Consider the following 18,714-nt stretch of genomic DNA (forward strand, 5'->3'; position numbering starts at 1 on the left):
TGTCAGGCGGGGCCACCGGGATCACACGTTGAAGCGGAACTCCACCACGTCGCCGTCCTGCATGACGTAGTCCTTGCCCTCCATGCGGGCCTTGCCCTTCGCCCGGGCCTCGACGACCGAGCCGGTCTCGACGAGATCGTCGAACGAGATGACCTCGGCCTTGATGAAACCGCGCTCGAAGTCGGTGTGGATGACGCCCGCCGCCTGCGGCGCCTTGGCGCCCTGCGGGATCGTCCAGGCGCGCGACTCCTTGGGGCCGGCGGTGAGGTACGTCTGCAGCCCGAGCGTGGCGAAGCCGATGCGCGCGAGCTGGTCGAGGCCGGACTCCTCCTGGCCGGTCGACGCGAGCAGCTCGGCGGCGTCGGCGGGGTCCAGGTCGATGAGCTCGGACTCGATCTTCGCGTCCAGGAAGACGGCCTCGGCCGGCGCGACGAGCGCCGCGAGTTCCGCCTTCTTCGAGGCATCCGTCAGCACCTGCTCGTCGACGTTGAAGACGTAGATGAACGGCTTCGACGTGAGCAGGCCGAGCTCGCGGATCGGCGCCAGGTCGAGCTTCGACGCGGCCGACAGCGGCGTGCCCGCCTGCAGGAGCTCCTGCGCCTCCTTCGCGGTGGCGAGCACCTGCGGGTCGAGCTTGCGGCCCTTGACCTCCTTCTCGTAGCGCACGATCGCGCGCTCGAGCGTCTCGAGGTCGGCGAGGATCAGCTCGGTGTTGATCGTCTCCATGTCCGACTTCGGGTCCACGGCGCCGTCGACGTGCACGACGTCGGAGTCCTCGAAGCCGCGCACCACCTGGGCGATCGCGTCGGCCTCGCGGATGTTCGCGAGGAACTTGTTGCCGAGGCCCTCGCCCTCGCTCGCGCCGCGCACGATGCCGGCGATGTCGACGAACGACACGGTCGCCGGCAGGATGCGCTCCGAGCCGAAGATCCCCGCAAGCGTCTCGAGCCGAGGGTCGGGCAGGTTGACCACGCCGATGTTGGGCTCGATCGTCGCGAACGGGTAGTTCGCGGCGAGCACCTGGTTCTTGGTCAGCGCGTTGAAGAGGGTCGACTTGCCGACGTTCGGGAGACCGACGATTCCGATGGTGAGTGCCACGGGCGACCAGTCTACCGGCGACGCGCGCGCAGCCCGTCAGTCGGGGTCGACCCGCCATCGCATGAGCACGTTGCCGGATGCCTCCCACACGCGCGTGCCGATGAGCTTCAGCGCGACCGGCGGCCGGGAGTCGAAGAGCGGCACGCCTGATCCTCCGATGAGCGGGAACGTCACGAGCTGGAGTTCGTCGACGAGGCCTTCGCGCATGAGGTGGTTCCACAGCACCCGGCCGAGCAGCACGAGGACGCCCGGCCCATCCCCCGACTTCAGCGCTCGAACCTCCTCGGTTGCCGCGGCGACGCCGACGATCCGCGTGTTCGGGTACGGCGCGAGGTCGGCCTCCGTGATCGTGTCGGAGACGATGACCTTCTCGATCGCCTCGAAGCGCTCGGCGAACGCGCGGCGGATCGCCGTGGCATCCGGATCGTGCCGCACGCCCGCCCAGTACGAGAGGTTGCCGAGCGACGACCGCCGACCACTCAGCAGCACGGTGCCCGCGTCCTCCAACAGGGAGAACGTGTGGTGGTCGAAGTCGTCGGCGCCGGAGTAGTCGGGATGCCGGTGCTCGAAGAACGACGCGATGTCGTGGTGGTCGTCCTCGTAGTACCCGTCGACGGTGGTGAAGTTGCAGACGGTCAGCGTCCTCATGCGCTCACGCTACGGCGACCCAGCGACTCGAGTTCGGCGACGAGCACGCCCGACGCGATCTCGGCGCGGATCCGCTCGCCCAATGCCACGGCGGCGTCGCGGTACTCGGGCTCGGTCAGCGCCTCGAAGACGGCGGTCGCGATGTCCGAGGCATCCGACCTCGGCGACAGCACGACCGCGACGCCGTGACGCCGCGCCCGACGCGCGTTGTCGGGCTGGTCGCGCCCGAAGGGCATGCACACGACGGGCACGCCTGCGGCGAGCGCCTTGATCAGCGTGCCGTGCCCCGCGTGCGTGACGACGACATCGGCCTTCGGGATGAGCTCGCCGTGCGGCGCCGACCCGACGACCCGGACGTTGGGCGCCGCGGGCACCTCGGCGGGATCCATCGCAGGCCCGGTCGTCACCACGGCGCGCACCGGCAGGGTCGCGAGGGCTTTCGCGATCTGCACGAGCGCCGGCCTCTGCTCCATGTACGAGCTCGACAGGCCGACGACGACGAGCGGGCCGTCGCCCGGCGGCAGGTCGAACGATCCATCGGACGGGATGTCCTCGAGCACCGGACCCGCATAGCGGACATTCGCCTGCAGCGGCGCGTTGTCGTCGTCGAACGCGGATGCCGTGAGCAGGAGCACCCGGTCGACTCGGTCCCACTGCTCCCAGATGTGCCGCAGCGGGTCGAGGCCGAGCCCGGCGCGCGCCGCGTTCAGGTCGCGCAGGCCGGTGTCCCACATCGCGTTCATGAGCGGATACCCCATCCGGTCGCGCAGCCTGCCGATGCGGCCCTGCGCGGGCGGCAGGCCGAAGGGTGCACGCACCGGCGACGGGGCGACGTACATGCTGCCGACCAGGGCCGCAGCCGGGATGCCCCGGGCCTCGGCTGCGGCGAGTGCGCCGAGCAGGATCCCGTCGGCGAGCACCGCGGCGAAGGGCATCCCCTCTCGCGCGGCGTCGTCGATCGCGGCGGCGACGTCGGCGCCGAACCGGTCGGCCCTCCCGGTGATGAACGCGTCGCGGACGCGCGCGAACTTGCCGAGCGGCGACTTCGCCTCCCAGTCCTTCAGCACGTCGTCGTCGAGGCTCGTCGAGACCCGCTGCGGCGCGGTCGGCCACGTGCGGTGGGATGCCCCGGTCGCAGCGATCGCGTCGGAGAGGGTCGGATCGCCGAGGACGACCACCTCGTGCCCGCGTCCGACGAGCACGCGTGCGACGCCGAGATTCGGCGGCGTCGCGCCGCCGCCGTCCCACAGGGCGAGCAGGTACCTCATGGTGTTCCCCTCTCGAGCAGGCCGGCGATGAGCCGGCGGATGGTCGCGCGCGTCTGGTCGGGTGAGCAGCCGAGGTCGCGACGGAGCAGCTTCCAGGAGCCGACGTCGGTGGCGGCGTAGAGCGCGACGAGCAGGTCGTCGCGCTCCGCCGGGGAATCGGGCAGCGCGGGCGCGAACACCGTCTCGAGCCAGGCGCGGTGTTCGTCGCGCGCACCGGCGAGCAACCCCGCGAACGGCCCGTCGGGGTCGACGTCGGCCGCGAACCGCCAGTTCATGTCACCGAGGAACTCGTAGTGGCGGATGAGGGCGTCGACGGCTCCGTCGAGGTCGCCCGGCTCCACCGGGCCGCGCAGGTCGGCGACTTCTGCGGCGAACTCCTCGCTCGCGGCCAGCAGCAGCCCCTCCTTGGAGCCGAAGTGGTTCAGGAGCGTCTGCACGGTCACGCCGGCGGTGCTCGCGAGGTCGGCGAGCGTGACGTCGGCGAAGCGCGCGCCGGTGAACCGGTCGCGTGCGGCGAGGAGCAGGCGCTGCCGCGTTCGACCGGCCGCGACCGATCGCGTCGACATGTCGTACTCGCGGCCGACCGTTCCCATAGGTGAAGGATGCTCCGATTTTGGGTGCAAGTCAAGGCAAATCTTGGGTCGCGCTCAAATGAATTGCGTCGAAGGCGGGTCCTCGCTCCGCAAGACGGATGCCTCCCGCTCGCGGCGGGGCATCCGTCACGCGTCGGCGGGCCGTGGCACCATGCCGATGTGCCAGTGGACTTCACCGCCATCGACTTCGAGACCGCCAACTCCTCAGGGGCGTCCGCCTGCTCGGTCGGCCTGGTCAAGGTCCGCGACGGGCGCGAGGTCGACCGGCTGTACACGCTGCTGCAACCCCCGTTCCCGTACGACGAGTTCAACGAGTGGAACGTGCGCATCCACGGCATCACGCCGCAGATGGTCGTCGGCGCTGCGACGTGGGCGACGTTCCTGCCCGAGTTCCGCGCGTTCGCCGAGGACGACTGGCTGGTCGCCCACAACGCCGGATTCGACATGGGCGTCATCCAGAAGGCGAGCGAGGCCTTCGCGGTCGACGTGCCCGAGCATGCCTACCTGTGCAGCCTGCAGGTCGCCCGCAAGACCTACCACCTCGACTCGTACCGGCTCCCGTCCGCGGCGCTCGCCGCCGGGTTCGACGACTTCTCGCATCACAACGCGCTCGACGACGCCGCCGCGTGCGCCGCGATCGTCGTGCACGCGGCGGCGCGGCACGAGGTGTCCGACCTCGCCGCGCTCGCGCGGCGATCGGCGGTCCGGCCCGGCGCGCTCGGCGCCCGCACCTCGCGCGAGCAGGCCGCGTCGCACGGCCCGATGGCGCTGCAGTAGCGGCCTCGCCGGGCCGGTTCCGACCCGATGTCGGCGGCCGCTGCGACACTTCTCGGCATGGACATCGTTTCGCTGCTCGCCGGGATCATCGTCGGCCTCCTGGTCGGCGCATTCGGCATCTGGATGCTGCTCCGGCAGCGCCCGTCCGCCGCCGGCACCGAAGCGGGAGTCTCCGCGGCGGTGCGCGACGAGATGCGGGCCGCGAACGTCGACCTCCGCCAGGAGTTCGGGGCGCAGCGCACCGAGCTCCGCCAGGTCATCGGCGAACTCCAGGCCCAGCTCGACCAGCGCCTCCAGGCGACCGCGGCGACGCAGGCCGACGAGCTCCGCCGCGAGCGCGAGACCCGCCAGGCGTCGAACACCGAACTGCGCCTGACCGTCGACGGATCGCTCAAGGAGCTGACCGACCGTTTCCACGCGTCGGCGAACGCCTCCGTCGCGGCGCAGACCGAACTCAAGACCGCGGTCGAGCAGCGGTTCGACACCCTCCGCCGCGCCAACGACGAGAAGCTCGAGCAGGTGCGCACCACCGCCGAGAAGCTCCAGGGCGCCATGACCGAGGCGCTCGGGGTCAACGCGGAGCGCATCCAGGGACTCACCGAGGCGAATTCGGCCAAGCACGTCGAGCTGCAGCAGTCGATGCGCGACGAGCTCGAGAAGCTCCGCACGGGCAACGAGGCCAAGCTCGAGAAGATGCGCGAGACGGTCGACGAGAAGCTCCAGGGCACGCTCGAGAAGCGGCTCGGCGAGTCGTTCAAGCTCGTCAGCGAGCGCCTCGAGCAGGTGCAGGTCGGCCTCGGCGAGATGAAGAACCTCGCCACCGACGTCGGCGGGCTCAAGCGCGTCCTCACGAATGTGAAGAGCCGCGGAACGTGGGGCGAGGTGCAGCTCTCGCGCCAGCTCGAGGACCTGCTCACCCCCGACCAGTACGACCAGAACGTCGTCATCCGGCCCGGAACGCGTGAGAACGTCGAGTTCGCGATCAAGCTGCCGGGGCGCAACGACGACGACCGCCCGGTCTACCTTCCGATCGACTCGAAGTTCCCGCAGGAGGACTACGAGCGCCTGCTCGAAGCCCAGGAGTCCGGCGAGAAGGTCGACATCGAGAGCGCCGCGAAGGCGCTGGAGCGGGCGATCATCGCCCAGGCGAAGACCATCGCCGAGAAGTACATCGAGCCGCCGCTGAGCACCGACTTCGCGATCATGTACCTGCCGACCGAGGGACTGTTCGCGGAGGTCGTCCGTCGTCCCGGCCTCATGGCCCGACTGCAGAACGACTACCGGGTCAACGTCACCGGACCGGCGACCCTCGCCTCGCTGCTCAACAGCCTCCAGATGGGCTTCCGGACCCTCGCCATCGAGAAGCGCAGCTCCGAGGTCTGGCAGGTGCTCGGTGCCGCGAAGGCGGAGTTCCAGAAGTACGGGCAGGTCTGGGACAAGCTCGGCAAGCAACTCCAGACCGCGCAGAACACCGTGGCCGAGGCCGGGCGCCGCACGCGCGCCGTCGAGCGGAAGCTCCGCGGTGTCGAACTCGTCGAGCTCGAAGCGGCGGAGGACGCGGGCGCACTCGACCTGCTCCTGCCGGAGATCGAGGCGGGCCGATCCGACTCGGCGTCCGAGGCCGCAGACGACCCGGCGGAGGACCTGTTCGTCGCCGACATCGACCCCGAGATCCGCTCGGTCTGAGCGCGGCCGCGCGGGCGACCAGCACGGTAGAGGCGGCCCCGGCGCCGCGTCGGATCGAGCGCCGCGGCAGCCGATCAGCTCCGCCCGCCGAGCCGGCGCAGCACCTCCGGGTCGAGTCGCCTGCCGGTGATCGACCGGCGCCGAACGGCGATCCGCCCGTCATCGACTCGAAGGTCGACCGGACCGGCCTCGACCCGGAAGTCCTCGGGCGCATCGGCGAACCGCAGGCGCCCGGCATCCGCTTCGCCGGCCTCCTCGAGCAGCACCCGCTCGCGCAGCGCCGCGCCGTCCGGGCCCGACAGTTCGTCGTCCTCGCCGACGAACGTGTGGCCGCGCACCGCTCGTCCCGTCGCCGGGTCGAACAGCACGCTCAGCCGCTGACGCGTCACGGCGTCGTCGCTGCTCGCAGTCGCATCCAACATCTCCCGTCCTCCTCACCAGAAGTTCCGCGACACCCGGCCACGGGCGTACGAGTTGAACACGAACATGCGCACGCTGACGCTCGTCACGCCGTCGCGCGCGACGACCGGTGGCCCGTCGTCGCCGAAGTTCTCCACGCCGCTGTCGCTGACGATCTGCGAAACGCCGAACCGCGCGAACGTGCCGTCGTCGTCGTCGATGCTGTTGACCGAGGTCAAGGCGACCTCGACCACCGTCCGACCCGGATGGGTCACCTGGAACGTCCAGGTATGGGTGTAGACGCCGCCACTGGACGCCCACGGCGAGTTCAGCTTCTGTCCCAACATGCGACCGGTCTACGCCGCAGCCGCGGTCGATGGATGAGGGCTGACCCTGAAACGGCGCGTCAGGTCGCGATCAGGCTCAGCACGTTGCCGGCCGGATCCTTGAACCAGCAGATGTCGGGACCTTCACCGGCCTCGGCGCCCCACGCGATGCCGCGTTCATCCGTGCCGAACGACATCGGCTCCTCGTAGATCTTCGTCACGACGCCCGCCGCGTTCAACTCGTCGACCGCGGCCGAGATGTCGTCGACCGTGAAGTTCAGGATCGTGAACGACGCCGGCTCGTGATCGTCCTTCGGATAGACGAAGACCGCCTGGCCCGACGGCAGGGTGAATCCGAGCCCGCCCATCTGATCACTCACCTCGAAGCCCAGCACGCCGCCGTAGAAGGCACGTGCCGCCTCGAGGTCGTCCACGCTGAACCCCGGGAACGCGTCGCTGACCTGCACCATCGGAGTCTCCCCTCACTCGTCGCGGGCGTCAGCCTTTCACGGCGACGCATCCCCCGCCACCCCCTTGCGCTCGGGCGTGGGCGCGCCGTCGGCCGGCGACGCGAACCCCGCAGCGGCCTCGGCACCGGTCGAGGGCGAGTGGTTCAACTCGGCGGCATCCAGCGGATGCGCGAGCTCGTCCTGTCCGAGACGCGCGAACGCGAGCGTCGCCACGGCGAGCACCGGCGGCGCGAGCGCCGCGATGAGGAACGCGGGCGTAAGTCCGATCGCCTCGCCCACGGGGCCGGCGACCGCCATCGAGACGGGCATGAGGGCGAGTGACACGAAGAAGTCGAGGCTCGAGACGCGGCCGAGCATCGCGGGTGGCACCCGACGCTGCAGCAGGGTGCCCCAGACCACCTGTGCGCCGTCGAAGAGCAGGCCGACGATGAACACCGCGATGACCATGACCCACAGCCACGACGTGTATCCGATGATCGCGAGCGGGATGCAGCCGAATCCCCACGCGAGGATCATCAGCGTCAGGTACCGCCTCGGCAGCGGCATGGATGCCACACCGAGCGAACCGACCGCTCCCCCGAGCCCGAAGGCCGCGAGCACGAGCGCGAACGCCCCGGCACCGCCGCCGGTCTGGTCCTTGACGGCGAAGGGCAGGAGCACCTCGATCGGCCCCATGATCAGGAACACGAGCAGGATCGAGAACACGAGCGTCGCGAGCAGCCACCGCGTTCGCACGAGGTAGACGAACCCGTCGCGCAGGTCGACGACCACCTGCCGGAACGGGTGCGCATCGGATGCCCCGAGGTCGCGCCGGACCGCCGTCGTGCGCATCAGGGCGAGCACGACCGCCGCGACGGCCTGCAGCGCGGCCACGACGGCGAACGCGAGCCAGGGCCCCTGGATCGCGATGCACAGGCTCGCGAGCGCCGGCCCTGCCGCCTGCATCACCGCCGGGCGCAGCACGCCCTCGACGCCGTTCGCGGCGAGCAGCTGGTCGGCGGGCAGCAGGGCGGGAAGCCACGCCGAGTAGGCCGGATAGAAGAACCCGTCGGCAATTCCCAGCACGAGCGACAGCACCGCGATGTGCCAGACCTCGATGGCTCCGGATCCCGCGAGCACGGCCGCCACGGCGAACGTGGCCCCACGTACCACCTCGACCACGAAGAGGATGCGTCGCTGCGGGATGCGGTCGGCCGCGACCCCGCCGATGAGCACCGCGAGCACGAGCCCGAGGGCCGAACCGGTCGCGACGAACGAGAGGTCGATGGGCGACCCGCCGAGTTCGACGACCTGCCAGACGGCGGCGACCAGCCACGCCCCCGCCGACAGGAGCGACGCCGCGAGCGCGGCGACGAGCAGGCGGTACTGCCCCGACCCGAACGGTCGGAGTGCGCGGGGAAGCCGGTCTTCCCGGTTCATCCCTCCATCATGGCGAACGCCGGTGTCACCGCCACAGCCAGCCGGTCAGCGATCGGCCGGGTCCAGCCACTTCTCGACGAGGTGGTCGGCGACGATGCGTCGGATGGTGCCCGACCGACCGCGCAGCACGATCGACTCGGTGCGGATGATCGGGCCCTTCTTGCGCACGCCCTCGAGCAGTTCGCCGTCGGTCACGCCGGTCGCGACGAAGAACGTGTTGTCGCCGCGGACGAGGTCGTCGAGCTCGTAGACCCGGTCGCAGTCGAGGCCGGCGGCTTCGCCGCGCGCTCGCTCGGCGTCGTCCTTCGGGGCGAGCCGCCCCTGCATGAAGCCGCCGAGCGCCTTGATCGCACACGCGGTCGTGATGCCCTCCGGGCTGCCGCCGATCCCGACGCACATGTCGATGCGCGACTCGTAGCGTGCGGCGTTGATGCCGCCGGCGACGTCGCCGTCGCTCATGAGGCGGGTGCCGGCGCCGGCCTCGCGGATGTCGGCGATGAGTTGCTCGTGGCGGTCGCGGTTCAGGACCGCGATGCGGAGCTCGCCGACCTGCTTGCCCTTGGCGGCGGCGAGCGCTCGCAGGTTCTCGCCGATGGGCTTGCGGATGTCGATGACGCCGTGGCCCGTGGCATCCGTCACGATCTTGTCCATGTAGAAGACGCTGGATGCGTCGAGCATCGTGCCGCGGTCGGCGACCGCGATGACCGAGAGCGCGTTGTGGCGTCCGGCGGCGGTGAGCGAGGTGCCGTCGATGGGGTCGACCGCGATGTCGCAGGCGGGCCCGCGACCAGTGCCGACGCGCTCGCCGTTGAAGAGCATGGGCGCAGCGTCCTTCTCGCCCTCGCCGATGACGACGGTGCCGTCGAAGTTCACGGTGCCGAGGAAGGCCCGCATCGCGTCGACCGCCGCGCCGTCTGCGCCGAGCTTGTCGCCGCGCCCGATCCAGGGGTAGGAGCGGATGGCGGCCGCCTCGGTCGCTCGCACCAGTTCGATGGCGATGTTGCGGTCGGGGTGCAGGTAGAGGCTGTCTTCGTCGGTGCTCAACATCGATCCTTCCGAGGGTGGTGCGGGGTCTCCGCGTCTTCGAGCCTATTCGGGGCCTGTCGGATCCGGCAGTTCCAACGGCGAGGTCGCGGAGTAAGAAATCGCGTTCTTAACAAGCGGGCAAACGCGTCCGCGCGGTCGCGCGAGCCGGGCTCGCACGACTGCGCAGGGGGCGGTCAGGCCCCGACCGCGGCCACGATGCCCCACGCCACGGCGACCAGGGCGAACCCGGCGAGTCCGAGGATGGTCGTCAGGAGCGTCCAACTGCGCAGGCCGTCCTTGACCGAGAGGCCGAGGTACCTCGTGACCACCCAGAAGCCCGAGTCGTTGACGTGCGAGAGGCCGAGCGCGCCGAACGCGATGGCGAGCGCGAGCAGGGCGACCTGCACCGCGGAGAATCCGCCGTCGGCGATCGTCGCCGCGAGCAGCCCGGACGTGGTGAGGATGGCGACCGTCGCGGAGCCCTGGGCCGCGCGCAGCGCGAGCGAGACCAGGAACGCGAGCAGCAGCAGGGGCAGGCCCGTCGCGAGCAACGACTCCGAGAGCGCGGCGCCGATGCCCGACTCCGTCAGGATCCTCGCGAATGCGCCACCGGCGCCGGTGACGAGGATCACGACCGCGGCCGGGCCGAGCGCGGACTCCGAGACCTCGGCGAGGTGGGCCGCGCTCCAGCCGCGACGCGTGCCGAGGAGGAATCCGGCGAGCAGCACGGTGACGAGCAGGGCGAACATCGGCGCGCCGATGAAGCCGAGCACGTCGCGCGCGGGGTCGCCGGCCGGCAGGAGGGTCGCGCCGAGCGTGCCGAGACCGATCATCACCAGCGGGATGAGGATGAGGGTGACGATCATGCCCGCGCTCGGCGGCGCTTCCGTGCGCAGCATGGTGGCGGTGGTTCCGGAACCGGATGCCCCGCCCCCGGTGCCGCCGCCGAGGCCCGTGCGGTCGCCGCTGCCGAAGGCCTCGAACGACGCCGCGGTCGCGGGGAGCATCGGGTAGTCGATGCGGTTGAACCACTTGGACGCGAAGTGCGCGAGCACGCCGAGCGGGATCGTGATGGCCAGTCCGATCAGCGTGATCCAGCCGAGGTCGGCTCCGAGGAGCGCGGCGCCGCCGACGATGCCCGGGTGCGGCGGGATGGAGACGTGGACCGCGAGCATGATCCCGGCGATCGGGAGGCCGTACTTCACCGGGTCGACCCCGGCGAGCTTCGCGAAGCCGTAGATGATGGGCACGAGCACGATGAAGCCCACGTCGAAGAAGACCGGGATGGCGAGCACGAGCGCGGCGGCCGTGAGCGCGGCGGCGATCCGCTTCGGTCCGAGGATCTTCGTGAACCGGCCCGCGAGGCTCTCGGCGCCGCCGGAGATCTCGATGATCTTGCCGAGCATCGCGCCGAGCGCGACGAGGAGGGCGACCGACCCGAGCGTGCCGCCCATGCCCGCGATGATCGCCGGGATGATGCCGAGCTTCTCGGGTGCGTCGTCGGTCGCGGGGATCGTGGCGAGCGGCAGCCCGGCTGCGAGGCCGACCAGGATGCTCACGATCAGCAGCGCGAGGAACGCGTGGACCTTGAACCTGATGATGAGCAGCAGGAGCAGCGCGATGCCGCCCGCCGCGATGGCCAACAGGGCGATGGTGGACATGTTCGGTCTCCTTTGACGTCAGAGCGTATTCGGCGGTCGTGCTGACCGCGCGGGTCGTGGGCGTGCGGTTCGGAGGGGTGGGATTCAGCCGTCGCGGCGCGACGGGGCGACGGCGCGGATCACGGCGGAGTCGTCGGCCGCGCCGAGTCCCTGGGACTGACCGATCAGGTAGAGCTGCTCGGCCGCCGCGGCCACGGGCGTCGCCAGCCCGGCGCCGCGCGCCGCCTTGCCGACGATGCCCATGTCCTTCACGAAGATGTCGAGCCGGCTCAGGACCTCGGCACCGGTCTCGTCGTACGCCTGCAGGATCCGCGGGCCGCGATTGCTCAGCATGAACGAGCCGGCGGCGCCGGCTTCGAGTGCGGCCAGGGTCTTCTCGCGGTCGAGTCCGAGCGCGTCGGCGAGGGCGAGCGCCTCCGCGGCGGCCGCGATGTGGACCCCGCACAGCAGCTGGTTGACGGTCTTGAGCGCCTGGCCGTCACCGGGTCGGTCGCCGACGAGGGTGAGCGTGGAGGCGAGGAGTTCGAGCACCGGTGCGGCCTTGGCGTATGCGTCAGGCGTGGCTCCGACGACGATGAGCAGGTCGCCGGCACCGGCGCGGACCGGTCCGCCGGAGAGGGGGGCATCCACCAGCTCCACGCCGAGCGCGGACAGCCGGGTCACGACGTCGGCGAGGCCGTCGGTGCCGACCGTGCTGGTGAGGATCACGACGGATCCGGGTGCGAGCGCGGCGGCGATGCCCGTCTCCCCGGCGAAGAGCACGTCGTCGAGCTGCGCCGCGTCGCGCACGGCGAGGAGCACGGCGTCCGCGTCGGCCACCGCCGCGCGGGCCGAGTCGAAGACCCGGACGCCTGACTCGCGTGCGAGGTCGAGTCGCGGCTGCGCGATGTCGAATCCGTGGACGGCGAGCCCGGCGGTGAGCCGGGTCGCCATCGGCAGTCCCATCGCACCGAGGCCGAGGACGGCGACGGTCGAGGCGGCCCGGACGGGGGCATCCGGGGTTCCGGTGGCGGGCTGGTGGTCGGCGGTGGTGTGCATGCGAGTTCCTTCTCGTCGTGGCCGGGATCGGCTCAGGCGCCCGCGGGCACCGGGGATGCGGTGAGCGTGTCGACGACACGCGCGAGGGAGTCGTCGGTGCCGACGTTGCCGGCGAAGACGATGTACGGGATGCCGGTCGCAGGGCCGTCGGCGGGCTCCCAGAGCGAGACGATGCCCGGAAGCATCGGACCGCGCACGATCGCGCGCCGGATCTCGAGGCCGTGCGAGGCGACATCGCTGGACGTGATCCCGCCCTTCGCGACGACGAATCGCGGCGCGCGCCGCTCGAGCGTGCGGCGCACGACGTCGACGACGGCGGCCGACACCCGCCGCGAGATCTCGAGGCTCTCATCGGGATCGTCGGTGCGCACGAGCGTCCGGCTCGTGTGCACGACCACGTCTCCGTCGGCGAGGGCGGCGGTGATGCGGTCCGCGATCTCGTCGAGGTGGGTGTGCGCGGACTCCGCTCCGAGCATGATGCGATCCACGTCGAGCTCGAACGTGACGACGCCGGGTCGCTGCGCCCGGAGCACGGCGAGTTGGCGCGAGGTCAGGCCGACGTGGGAACCGACGACGATCAGCCCGCCCCCGGCCGTGCCGGCTTCCGAGCCGTACGCCTCCGTCGCGGTCAGGGGCGCTCGCCGTCGCTGGCCGATGCGTGCACGGACGAAGGGCGGCCCCACGCGATACAGCAGTCGCTTGCCGGCGCGTTCCGCGCGGTCGAGTCCGAGCGCGAGTGCGCGGAGGTCGTCCTCGTCGACGGCGTCGGCGACGACGGGTCGACGATCGGATGCCTCGGCGAGCGCAGCGGCGATCGCGTCGGCTCCGGCGCGGATGATCCCGAGGTCGAGCACGATGACGTCCTCGGCGCGATCCCGGCCGCCGGCCTTCTCCTCGACCCAGCGCGCGAGCTCGGATTCGCGGTATCCGAAGGTGGAGTCTCCGGCGAACTCGGTGTCCGCGATCGGGGTGAGCGCGTCGCCGTCGCGCATGTAGTGGACCCCGCCGATCGTCACACGACCGGCGTCGGGGAACGCGGGGACGATCACGACGCCGTCGATCTCGCCGGCGCCCGCCGCGGCGAGTTCCTCGGCGATCACGTCGGTCTCGAGCGGGAAGTGCCCGCGCAGGGTCGAGTCGCCGCGGCTGACGAAGTCGAGGCGGCGGCCGTCGGCGGCCGCGAGGGCGTTCCGCACGACCTCGCGGTTGCGGTCTGCGGCGGCCACGGGGTCGAGGCTGCGGGTGTTGGTCAGCACGTACACCGCCGGCGCGTCGCGCTCGAAGGCCCAGGCGAAGTCCTCGACCTCCCACCGCGTGAGCACCGGAAGGTCGGCGACCGACTGGGTGCCGGTGGGATCGTCGTCGAGCACGATCAGGGTGCGATCCGCTGCGCTGAACGCCTCGGACACGCGTTGCGCGTCGATCTCGATCGCCGCGGGGAACCGGGCCGTGAGGTCGTGTTCGTTCATGGTGGCTACTGCTCCGTATCCACAGGCGTCGACTTCGCTATCTGCTGCCTGCTGTCATACAGGTTACCTCAGCTGCAGAGGAAGTCAACCCGAAGCCGCCCGATCAGCCGCCGAGGACGTAGGTGCGCAGGTCGGCCAGCGTCTGGTCCATGTGCCGATCCATCGCGGCACGAGAAGCCTCGACCTCCCCGGTCCGGAGCGCGTCGAGCACGGCTGCGTGCTCCGCGATGGCATGCACTTGGATCTCCGGCACGCGCGACGTCTGCGCCCGCCGCTGCGCGAGGACCCGCGTCAGCGGCTCGAACATGACCCTCAGGAACACGTTGCCGCTCGCGCGCAGGATCACGTCGTGGAAGGCGAGGTCCGCCTCGACGAAGGCGTCGACGTCGGCGCGCTCGCTCGCCGTCCGCATCCGCGAGACCAGCTCACCCAGCTCGGACAGGTCCGCGTCGGTGCACCTGGTCGCCGCGAGTGCGGCCGCCCCGGTCTCGAGCATCCGCCGCACCTCGATCAACTGCACGGCGACCTCGGCGTCGCGGCCGCCGGCGGAGACCACGCGCAGCACCGCGTCGAGCGAGACCCAACGATCGATCGGATTCACGAAGCTGCCGCGGCCGTTCTCCACCCGCAGCACGCCCTGCGCCTGCAGCGTCTTCACCGCCTCGCGGATCGTGATCCGGCTCACGTCGTGGATGACCCCGAGCTCGGCCTCGCTCGGCAGGGCGTCCCCGGGCGCGAGCTCGCCCGCGACGATCTGGTCGAGCACGGCGTCCGCCACGGTGCTCACGAGCGACTTGCGCGGCATCCGATCGTCCCCTCTGCCAGCTGCTCCCCGACAGCTCAGGGTAGCGCGTCCGGGTGCCGGCGATCCGGATCCGTCAGCCCGACGGCGGGACGTCGAGGACCGCCGCCCCGCGGGTGCCGTCCCAGACGTTCACCCTGCGCACGCCCGACGCCACGACCGACACGCCCGGCAGCGCGGGCGGCAGTTCGCAGTCCGTGACCGCCGCGACGAACACCGCGACCGCATCGCTCGCCGCGCCGCAGAGCGCGTCGTGGTCGAGCGCACGTTCGGGGTCGAAGCCCGAACGTCCGACCCGCTCGGCTTCGCCCGCGGACTGCGGCGCCGGGCGGGCGCGGAGATCCCCTCCGATCGAACGCAGCGCCGCCGCCATGAGCACGCCCTCAGGCGCCCCGCCGATGCCCGCCACGATGTCGACGCCCTGCCCGGCCCGTGCCGCGCGGAACGTGCGTTCGACGTCGCCGTGCTCGAACAGCTCGATCGTCGCGCCGGCCGCACGTGCCGCGTCGGCGTAGGGCGCGTTGCGCGGCCGGTCCTGCACGGCGACGACGACCTCGGAGGGGCGCACGCCGCGCTCCTCGGCGATGCGGCCCACGAGCCACGGCAGTCGCTCGAGGATCGGGGCCGGCCCAGGGCCCGAGGCATCCGACTGCTGCTCGGCCGGGAGCCAGGTGGCGAGCTTCTCGAGGTAGTGCGCATCGCCCAGTTCGGCGAGCGCTCCGCGGGGAGCGACCGCGACGACCACCAGCGAGCCGGGCAGGCCTGCGGCCGCGAGCCGCGTGCCGTCGACCGGGTCGATCGCGAGGTCGAACGCCGGGGCATCCGGTGCGCGCGCGCCGAGCCGCTCCCCCGGGGCGAGCATCGGCGCATCGTCCTTCTCGCCCTCGCCGACCACCACCGTCGCTTCCATCGGCAATCGGTCGAGGGCTGCGCGCAGCGCGGTCACCGCGGCGCCGTCGACGGCATGACCGTCGGCCCGACCGATGTACGGGTGCGCGGCGGCCGCCGCCTCGGCGCAGGCCCGCAGGAATCCGTCGGTCAATCGTCGATCCACGCGTCCATCCTGCCCCGCGCTCCGACGGCCCCGCGCGGGCCGCTCGACCCGACTGGCTAGAATCGACCGCGAACCCACCTCGTCTTCGAAGGAGCGTCCATGCCCATCGCCACCCCCGAGCAGTACGCCGAGATGCTCGACACCGCGAAGTCGAAGGGCTTCGCGTTCCCGGCATTCAACGTGTCCTCGTCGCAGACGCTGAACGCGGTGCTGCAGGGCCTCACCGAATCCGGGTCCGACGGCATCATCCAGGTCACCACGGGCGGTGCCGACTACTTCGCCGGTCACACGGTCAAGGCGCGGGCCACGGGCGCGCTCGCGTTCGCGCGCTTCGCACACGAGGTCGCGAAGTCGTACCCCGTCACCGTCGCGCTGCACACCGACCACTGCCCGAAGCCGGCGCTCGCCGACTTCGTGTTCCCGCTGCTCGAGGCGTCCGAGGAGGCCGTCAAGGCCGGCGGCAACCCGATCTTCCAGTCGCACATGTGGGACGGCTCGGCCGTGCCGCTCGACGAGAACCTCGAGATCGCGAAGGAGATCCTGCCGCGCATGAAGGCGATCAACGCGATCCTCGAGGTCGAGATCGGCGTCGTCGGCGGCGAGGAGGACGGCGTCAAGCACGAGGGTTCGAACGACGCGCTCTACACGACCCTCGACGACGCGATCTCCACGGTCGAGGCACTCGGCCTCGGCGACCAGGGCCGGTACATGGCCGCGCTCACCTTCGGCAACGTGCACGGCGTGTACGCGCCCGGCAACGTGAAGCTGCGCCCGGCGCTGCTCAAGGAGATCCAGGACGGCCTGGCCGCGAAGTACGGAACCGGCCCGAAGCCGCTCGACCTCGTCTTCCACGGCGGCTCCGGCTCGACCGACGCCGAGATCGCCGAGGCCGTCGCCAACGGCGTCGTCAAGATGAACATCGACACCGACACCCAGTACGCGTTCACCCGTTCGGTCGCCGGCTACATGCTGTCGAACTACGAGGGCGTGCTGAAGGTCGACGGCTCGGTCGGCAACAAGAAGCAGTACGACCCGCGCGCCTGGGGCAAGGTCGCCGAGTCGGGCATGGCCGTGCGCGTGGGCGAGTCGACCCGCCAGCTCGGTTCCGCCGGCCAGTCGATCACGGCATAGGGCACCGGATGACGCAGGACGAGGCCGCTCGGAACGACGGACCGCAGCGAGACGGCGGCGCGACGCCCGGGGCATCCGCATCGGACGCCCCGGCCAAGCCTGACCAGCCCCAGCTGCCCGCCGACGAGCGGCCTCGTCCGCGCTACGGCGAATACGCGCCGGAGGGATGGACCTGGCAGCCGCCGGCCCCCCGCGACGCGCCGCAACCGGCGCAGTCACCCGCGGCTCCCCCGCCCGCGGCGGACCGATTCACCTTCGGCGGGGGCGCCGACCGTGCCGACGGCGCCGCGCGTCCCCCGGTCGTGCACCCGATCGACCGCATGTGGACCATCGCGCTGCTCGTCTTCGGCGCGCTCGGCGCGGTCTACAACGTCTTCTCGCTGATCGCGCTGCCGCAGAGCGTGCTGCAGTCGGCGCAGATGTCTGCCCAGATCCTCGGCACCGATCCGCCGACGTCGTTCACCGCCGGCCCCGCGGTCCCCGTGATCATCGGGTTCGGCGCGATCCTCCAGCTCGCACTGTGGATCGGCGCGCTCCTGTGGTCACGCGCCCGCATGCGTGCGGGCCGCCTCGCCTGGTGGATCCCGCTCGTCGCCGGCGTCGCCGCCTTCATCGTCGTGCTCGTCGTCAGCATGCTCGTGTTCGCGAGCGACCCGGAGTTCTTCCGGACGCTCAGCACCGTGCCTGGCGCCGGCAGCTGACGTCGTTCCACGCGACGCGCACCGGCCACTCACCGGCGACGCGACGCACGTCGGCCACGCACCGGCGACGCGACGCGCGTCGGCCTCGCCTCGCGAGACTGCGAGCGTCAGGCCGTGCGACCCCGCCCGCCGAGTGCGCGCTCGTCGCGGTTGCCCTGCAGGTCCTTGCGCAGTTCCTTCGGCAGCGAGAACATCAGGTCCTCCTCGGCCGTCTTGACCTCGGCGACGTCCCCGAATCCCGCGTCGGCGAGTTCGAGCAGCACCTCCTGCACGAGCCCCTCGGGCACGGACGCCCCGCTCGTGACCCCGACCGTCGACACGCCGTCGAGCCACTCCTGGCGGATCTCGCTCGAGTAGTCGACGCGGTAGGCGGCCTTCGCGCCGTACTCCAGCGCGACCTCGACGAGGCGCACGCTGTTCGACGAGTTCGCCGAGCCGACGACGATGACGAGGTCGGCGTCCTGCGCGACCTTCTTGATCGCGACCTGGCGGTTCTGCGTCGCGTAGCAGATGTCGTCCGACGGCGGGTCCTGCAGGTTCGGGAACCGTTCGCGCAGACGTCGCACGGTCTCCATGGTCTCGTCGACCGAGAGGGTGGTCTGCGAGAGCCACACGACCTTGTCGGGGTCGCGGACCTCGATGTTGGGCACGTCGTCGGGGCTGTTCACGAGCGTCACGTGGTCCGGTGCCTCGCCCGCGGTGCCCTCGACCTCTTCGTGGCCCTCGTGGCCGATGAGCAGGATCTCGAAGTCGTCGCGCGCGAACCGCACGGCCTCGCGGTGCACCTTCGTGACCAGGGGGCAGGTCGCGTCGATCGCGTGCAGGCCGCGGTCTGATGCCGCGTGCACGACCGCCGGCGAGACGCCGTGCGCGCTGAACACGACGTGCGCGCCCTCGGGCACCTCGTCGACCTCCTCGACGAAGATCGCACCCTGCTTCTCGAGCTCGGTGACGACGTGGATGTTGTGCACGATCTGCTTGCGCACGTACACGGGAGCGCCGTAGTGCTCGAGGGCCTTCTCGACCGCGACGACCGCACGGTCGACGCCGGCGCAGTAGCCGCGCGGCGCGGCGAGCAGCACGCGCTTGGCGGAGGGGGCGGGGGTATCCTTGAGCCGGCCTCGCACGCTCGGGATCCTCGGCATGCC

Annotated in this window: 18 protein-coding genes and 1 pseudogene; 4 read left to right on the forward strand and 15 right to left on the reverse strand. The window is 71.4% G+C overall.

The genetic code is table 11. The features are described 5' to 3' along the window. Positions 1 to 21: 21 nt before the first annotated feature. The 4 genes from ychF to ELQ40_RS12290 are packed head-to-tail and all read right to left on the reverse strand — an operon-like array spanning position 22 to position 3,607. A complete protein-coding gene (gene ychF / locus ELQ40_RS12275; RefSeq protein ID WP_127793939.1) occupies positions 22 to 1,098 on the reverse strand; it encodes a redox-regulated ATPase YchF in 1,077 nt (358 codons plus the stop codon). A gap of 36 nt (positions 1,099 to 1,134) precedes the next feature. Then, on the reverse strand, positions 1,135 to 1,746 hold the full coding sequence (locus ELQ40_RS12280; protein ID WP_127793940.1) for a dihydrofolate reductase family protein: 612 nt from the start codon (positions 1,744 to 1,746) through the stop codon (positions 1,135 to 1,137). Beyond that, positions 1,743 to 3,014, reverse strand: coding sequence for a nucleotide disphospho-sugar-binding domain-containing protein (locus ELQ40_RS12285; protein ID WP_127793941.1), 1,272 nt, complete (start codon positions 3,012 to 3,014; stop codon positions 1,743 to 1,745). The genes ELQ40_RS12280 and ELQ40_RS12285 overlap by 4 nt, the downstream gene beginning before the upstream one ends. After that, a complete protein-coding gene (locus ELQ40_RS12290; protein WP_205649336.1) occupies positions 3,011 to 3,607 on the reverse strand; it encodes a TetR/AcrR family transcriptional regulator in 597 nt (198 codons plus the stop codon). The genes ELQ40_RS12285 and ELQ40_RS12290 overlap by 4 nt, the downstream gene beginning before the upstream one ends. 159 nt (positions 3,608 to 3,766) lie before the next feature. On the opposite strand from ELQ40_RS12290, the gene ELQ40_RS12295 reads away from it, so the two are divergent. Together ELQ40_RS12295 and rmuC are read left to right on the forward strand one after the other, a co-directional pair. Beyond that, entirely contained in the window at positions 3,767 to 4,384 is a 618-nt protein-coding gene (locus ELQ40_RS12295) for an exonuclease domain-containing protein (protein WP_127793942.1), read from the forward strand. 57 nt (positions 4,385 to 4,441) lie between these two features. After that, complete coding sequence (gene rmuC, locus ELQ40_RS12300) at positions 4,442 to 6,070, forward strand: DNA recombination protein RmuC (protein WP_240665786.1); 1,629 nt, start codon at positions 4,442 to 4,444, stop codon at positions 6,068 to 6,070. 74 nt (positions 6,071 to 6,144) lie between these two features. Here rmuC and ELQ40_RS12305 read toward each other — a convergent pair whose 3' ends face one another. From ELQ40_RS12305 to ELQ40_RS12350, 10 genes are all read right to left on the reverse strand, one after another. Then, entirely contained in the window at positions 6,145 to 6,492 is a 348-nt protein-coding gene (locus tag ELQ40_RS12305) for a hypothetical protein (protein ID WP_127793944.1), read from the reverse strand. 12 nt (positions 6,493 to 6,504) lie between these two features. Beyond that, positions 6,505 to 6,816 (reverse strand): hypothetical protein, encoded by a 312-nt coding sequence (locus tag ELQ40_RS12310; RefSeq protein ID WP_127793945.1) that lies wholly within the window; start codon positions 6,814 to 6,816, stop codon positions 6,505 to 6,507. A 59-nt stretch (positions 6,817 to 6,875) separates the two neighbouring features. Further along, positions 6,876 to 7,265: a VOC family protein gene (locus tag ELQ40_RS12315; protein WP_127793946.1), complete on the reverse strand. Its 390-nt coding sequence runs from the start codon at positions 7,263 to 7,265 to the stop codon at positions 6,876 to 6,878. Positions 7,266 to 7,301: 36 nt separating this feature from the next. Next, the gene (locus ELQ40_RS12320) at positions 7,302 to 8,684 is read right to left on the reverse strand and encodes an MFS transporter (RefSeq protein WP_127793947.1); all 1,383 of its coding nucleotides are present in this window, start codon (positions 8,682 to 8,684) and stop codon (positions 7,302 to 7,304) included. Between the two features lie 45 nt (positions 8,685 to 8,729). After that, a complete protein-coding gene (gene glpX / locus ELQ40_RS12325) occupies positions 8,730 to 9,731 on the reverse strand; it encodes a class II fructose-bisphosphatase (RefSeq protein WP_127793948.1) in 1,002 nt (333 codons plus the stop codon). A 173-nt stretch (positions 9,732 to 9,904) separates the two neighbouring features. Further along, complete coding sequence (locus ELQ40_RS12330) at positions 9,905 to 11,371, reverse strand: GntP family transporter (RefSeq protein ID WP_127793949.1); 1,467 nt, start codon at positions 11,369 to 11,371, stop codon at positions 9,905 to 9,907. A gap of 84 nt (positions 11,372 to 11,455) precedes the next feature. Beyond that, entirely contained in the window at positions 11,456 to 12,409 is a 954-nt protein-coding gene (locus ELQ40_RS12335) for an NAD(P)-dependent oxidoreductase (RefSeq protein WP_127793950.1), read from the reverse strand. Positions 12,410 to 12,441: 32 nt separating this feature from the next. Beyond that, positions 12,442 to 13,878, reverse strand: a complete 1,437-nt coding sequence (locus ELQ40_RS12340; RefSeq protein ID WP_127793951.1) for a four-carbon acid sugar kinase family protein — start codon at positions 13,876 to 13,878, stop codon at positions 12,442 to 12,444. 103 nt (positions 13,879 to 13,981) lie between these two features. After that, positions 13,982 to 14,683 carry a FadR/GntR family transcriptional regulator gene (locus tag ELQ40_RS12345; protein WP_127793952.1) on the reverse strand — a complete coding sequence of 234 codons (702 nt, stop codon included), beginning with the start codon at positions 14,681 to 14,683 and terminating at the stop codon, positions 13,982 to 13,984. Positions 14,684 to 14,756: 73 nt separating this feature from the next. Continuing rightward, on the reverse strand, positions 14,757 to 15,734 hold the full coding sequence (locus ELQ40_RS12350; RefSeq protein WP_164863576.1) for a fructose-bisphosphatase class II: 978 nt from the start codon (positions 15,732 to 15,734) through the stop codon (positions 14,757 to 14,759). 96 nt (positions 15,735 to 15,830) lie between these two features. Between ELQ40_RS12350 and fbaA the strand changes: the two are divergent. After that, positions 15,831 to 16,865: pseudogene (fbaA, locus tag ELQ40_RS12355) on the forward strand (class II fructose-bisphosphate aldolase); the annotation flags it as partial. Between the two features lie 8 nt (positions 16,866 to 16,873). Beyond that, positions 16,874 to 17,566, forward strand: coding sequence for a DUF6264 family protein (locus tag ELQ40_RS12360; RefSeq protein WP_127793955.1), 693 nt, complete (start codon positions 16,874 to 16,876; stop codon positions 17,564 to 17,566). Between the two features lie 107 nt (positions 17,567 to 17,673). Here the strand turns inward: ELQ40_RS12360 and ELQ40_RS12365 are convergent, their stop codons facing one another. Then, positions 17,674 to 18,711, reverse strand: a complete 1,038-nt coding sequence (locus tag ELQ40_RS12365; protein ID WP_127795290.1) for a 4-hydroxy-3-methylbut-2-enyl diphosphate reductase — start codon at positions 18,709 to 18,711, stop codon at positions 17,674 to 17,676. Positions 18,712 to 18,714: the final 3 nt, after the last annotated feature.

Origin of the sequence: Agromyces sp. LHK192 (assembly GCF_004006235.1) — a bacterium.
Lineage (GTDB): Bacteria > Actinomycetota > Actinomycetes > Actinomycetales > Microbacteriaceae > Agromyces.

Bases quoted from the DNA above. Each gene is read 5' to 3' on its own strand.
- ELQ40_RS12320 (WP_127793947.1), bottom strand. From the start codon at position 8,684: ATGAACCGGGAAGACCGGCTTCCCCGCGCACTCCGACCGTTCGGGTCG.
- glpX (WP_127793948.1), bottom strand. From the start codon at position 9,731: ATGTTGAGCACCGACGAAGACAGCCTCTACCTGCACCCCGACCGCAAC.
- ELQ40_RS12345 (WP_127793952.1), bottom strand. From the start codon at position 14,683: ATGCCGCGCAAGTCGCTCGTGAGCACCGTGGCGGACGCCGTGCTCGAC.
- ELQ40_RS12310 (WP_127793945.1), bottom strand. From the start codon at position 6,816: ATGTTGGGACAGAAGCTGAACTCGCCGTGGGCGTCCAGTGGCGGCGTC.
- ELQ40_RS12335 (WP_127793950.1), bottom strand. From the start codon at position 12,409: ATGCACACCACCGCCGACCACCAGCCCGCCACCGGAACCCCGGATGCC.
- ELQ40_RS12315 (WP_127793946.1), bottom strand. From the start codon at position 7,265: ATGGTGCAGGTCAGCGACGCGTTCCCGGGGTTCAGCGTGGACGACCTC.
- ELQ40_RS12280 (WP_127793940.1), bottom strand. From the start codon at position 1,746: ATGAGGACGCTGACCGTCTGCAACTTCACCACCGTCGACGGGTACTAC.
- rmuC (WP_240665786.1), top strand. From the start codon at position 4,442: ATGGACATCGTTTCGCTGCTCGCCGGGATCATCGTCGGCCTCCTGGTC.
- ELQ40_RS12365 (WP_127795290.1), bottom strand. From the start codon at position 18,711: ATGCCGAGGATCCCGAGCGTGCGAGGCCGGCTCAAGGATACCCCCGCC.
- ELQ40_RS12290 (WP_205649336.1), bottom strand. From the start codon at position 3,607: ATGGGAACGGTCGGCCGCGAGTACGACATGTCGACGCGATCGGTCGCG.
- ELQ40_RS12360 (WP_127793955.1), top strand. From the start codon at position 16,874: ATGACGCAGGACGAGGCCGCTCGGAACGACGGACCGCAGCGAGACGGC.
- ELQ40_RS12330 (WP_127793949.1), bottom strand. From the start codon at position 11,371: ATGTCCACCATCGCCCTGTTGGCCATCGCGGCGGGCGGCATCGCGCTG.
- ELQ40_RS12340 (WP_127793951.1), bottom strand. From the start codon at position 13,878: ATGAACGAACACGACCTCACGGCCCGGTTCCCCGCGGCGATCGAGATC.
- ELQ40_RS12285 (WP_127793941.1), bottom strand. From the start codon at position 3,014: ATGAGGTACCTGCTCGCCCTGTGGGACGGCGGCGGCGCGACGCCGCCG.
- ELQ40_RS12305 (WP_127793944.1), bottom strand. From the start codon at position 6,492: ATGTTGGATGCGACTGCGAGCAGCGACGACGCCGTGACGCGTCAGCGG.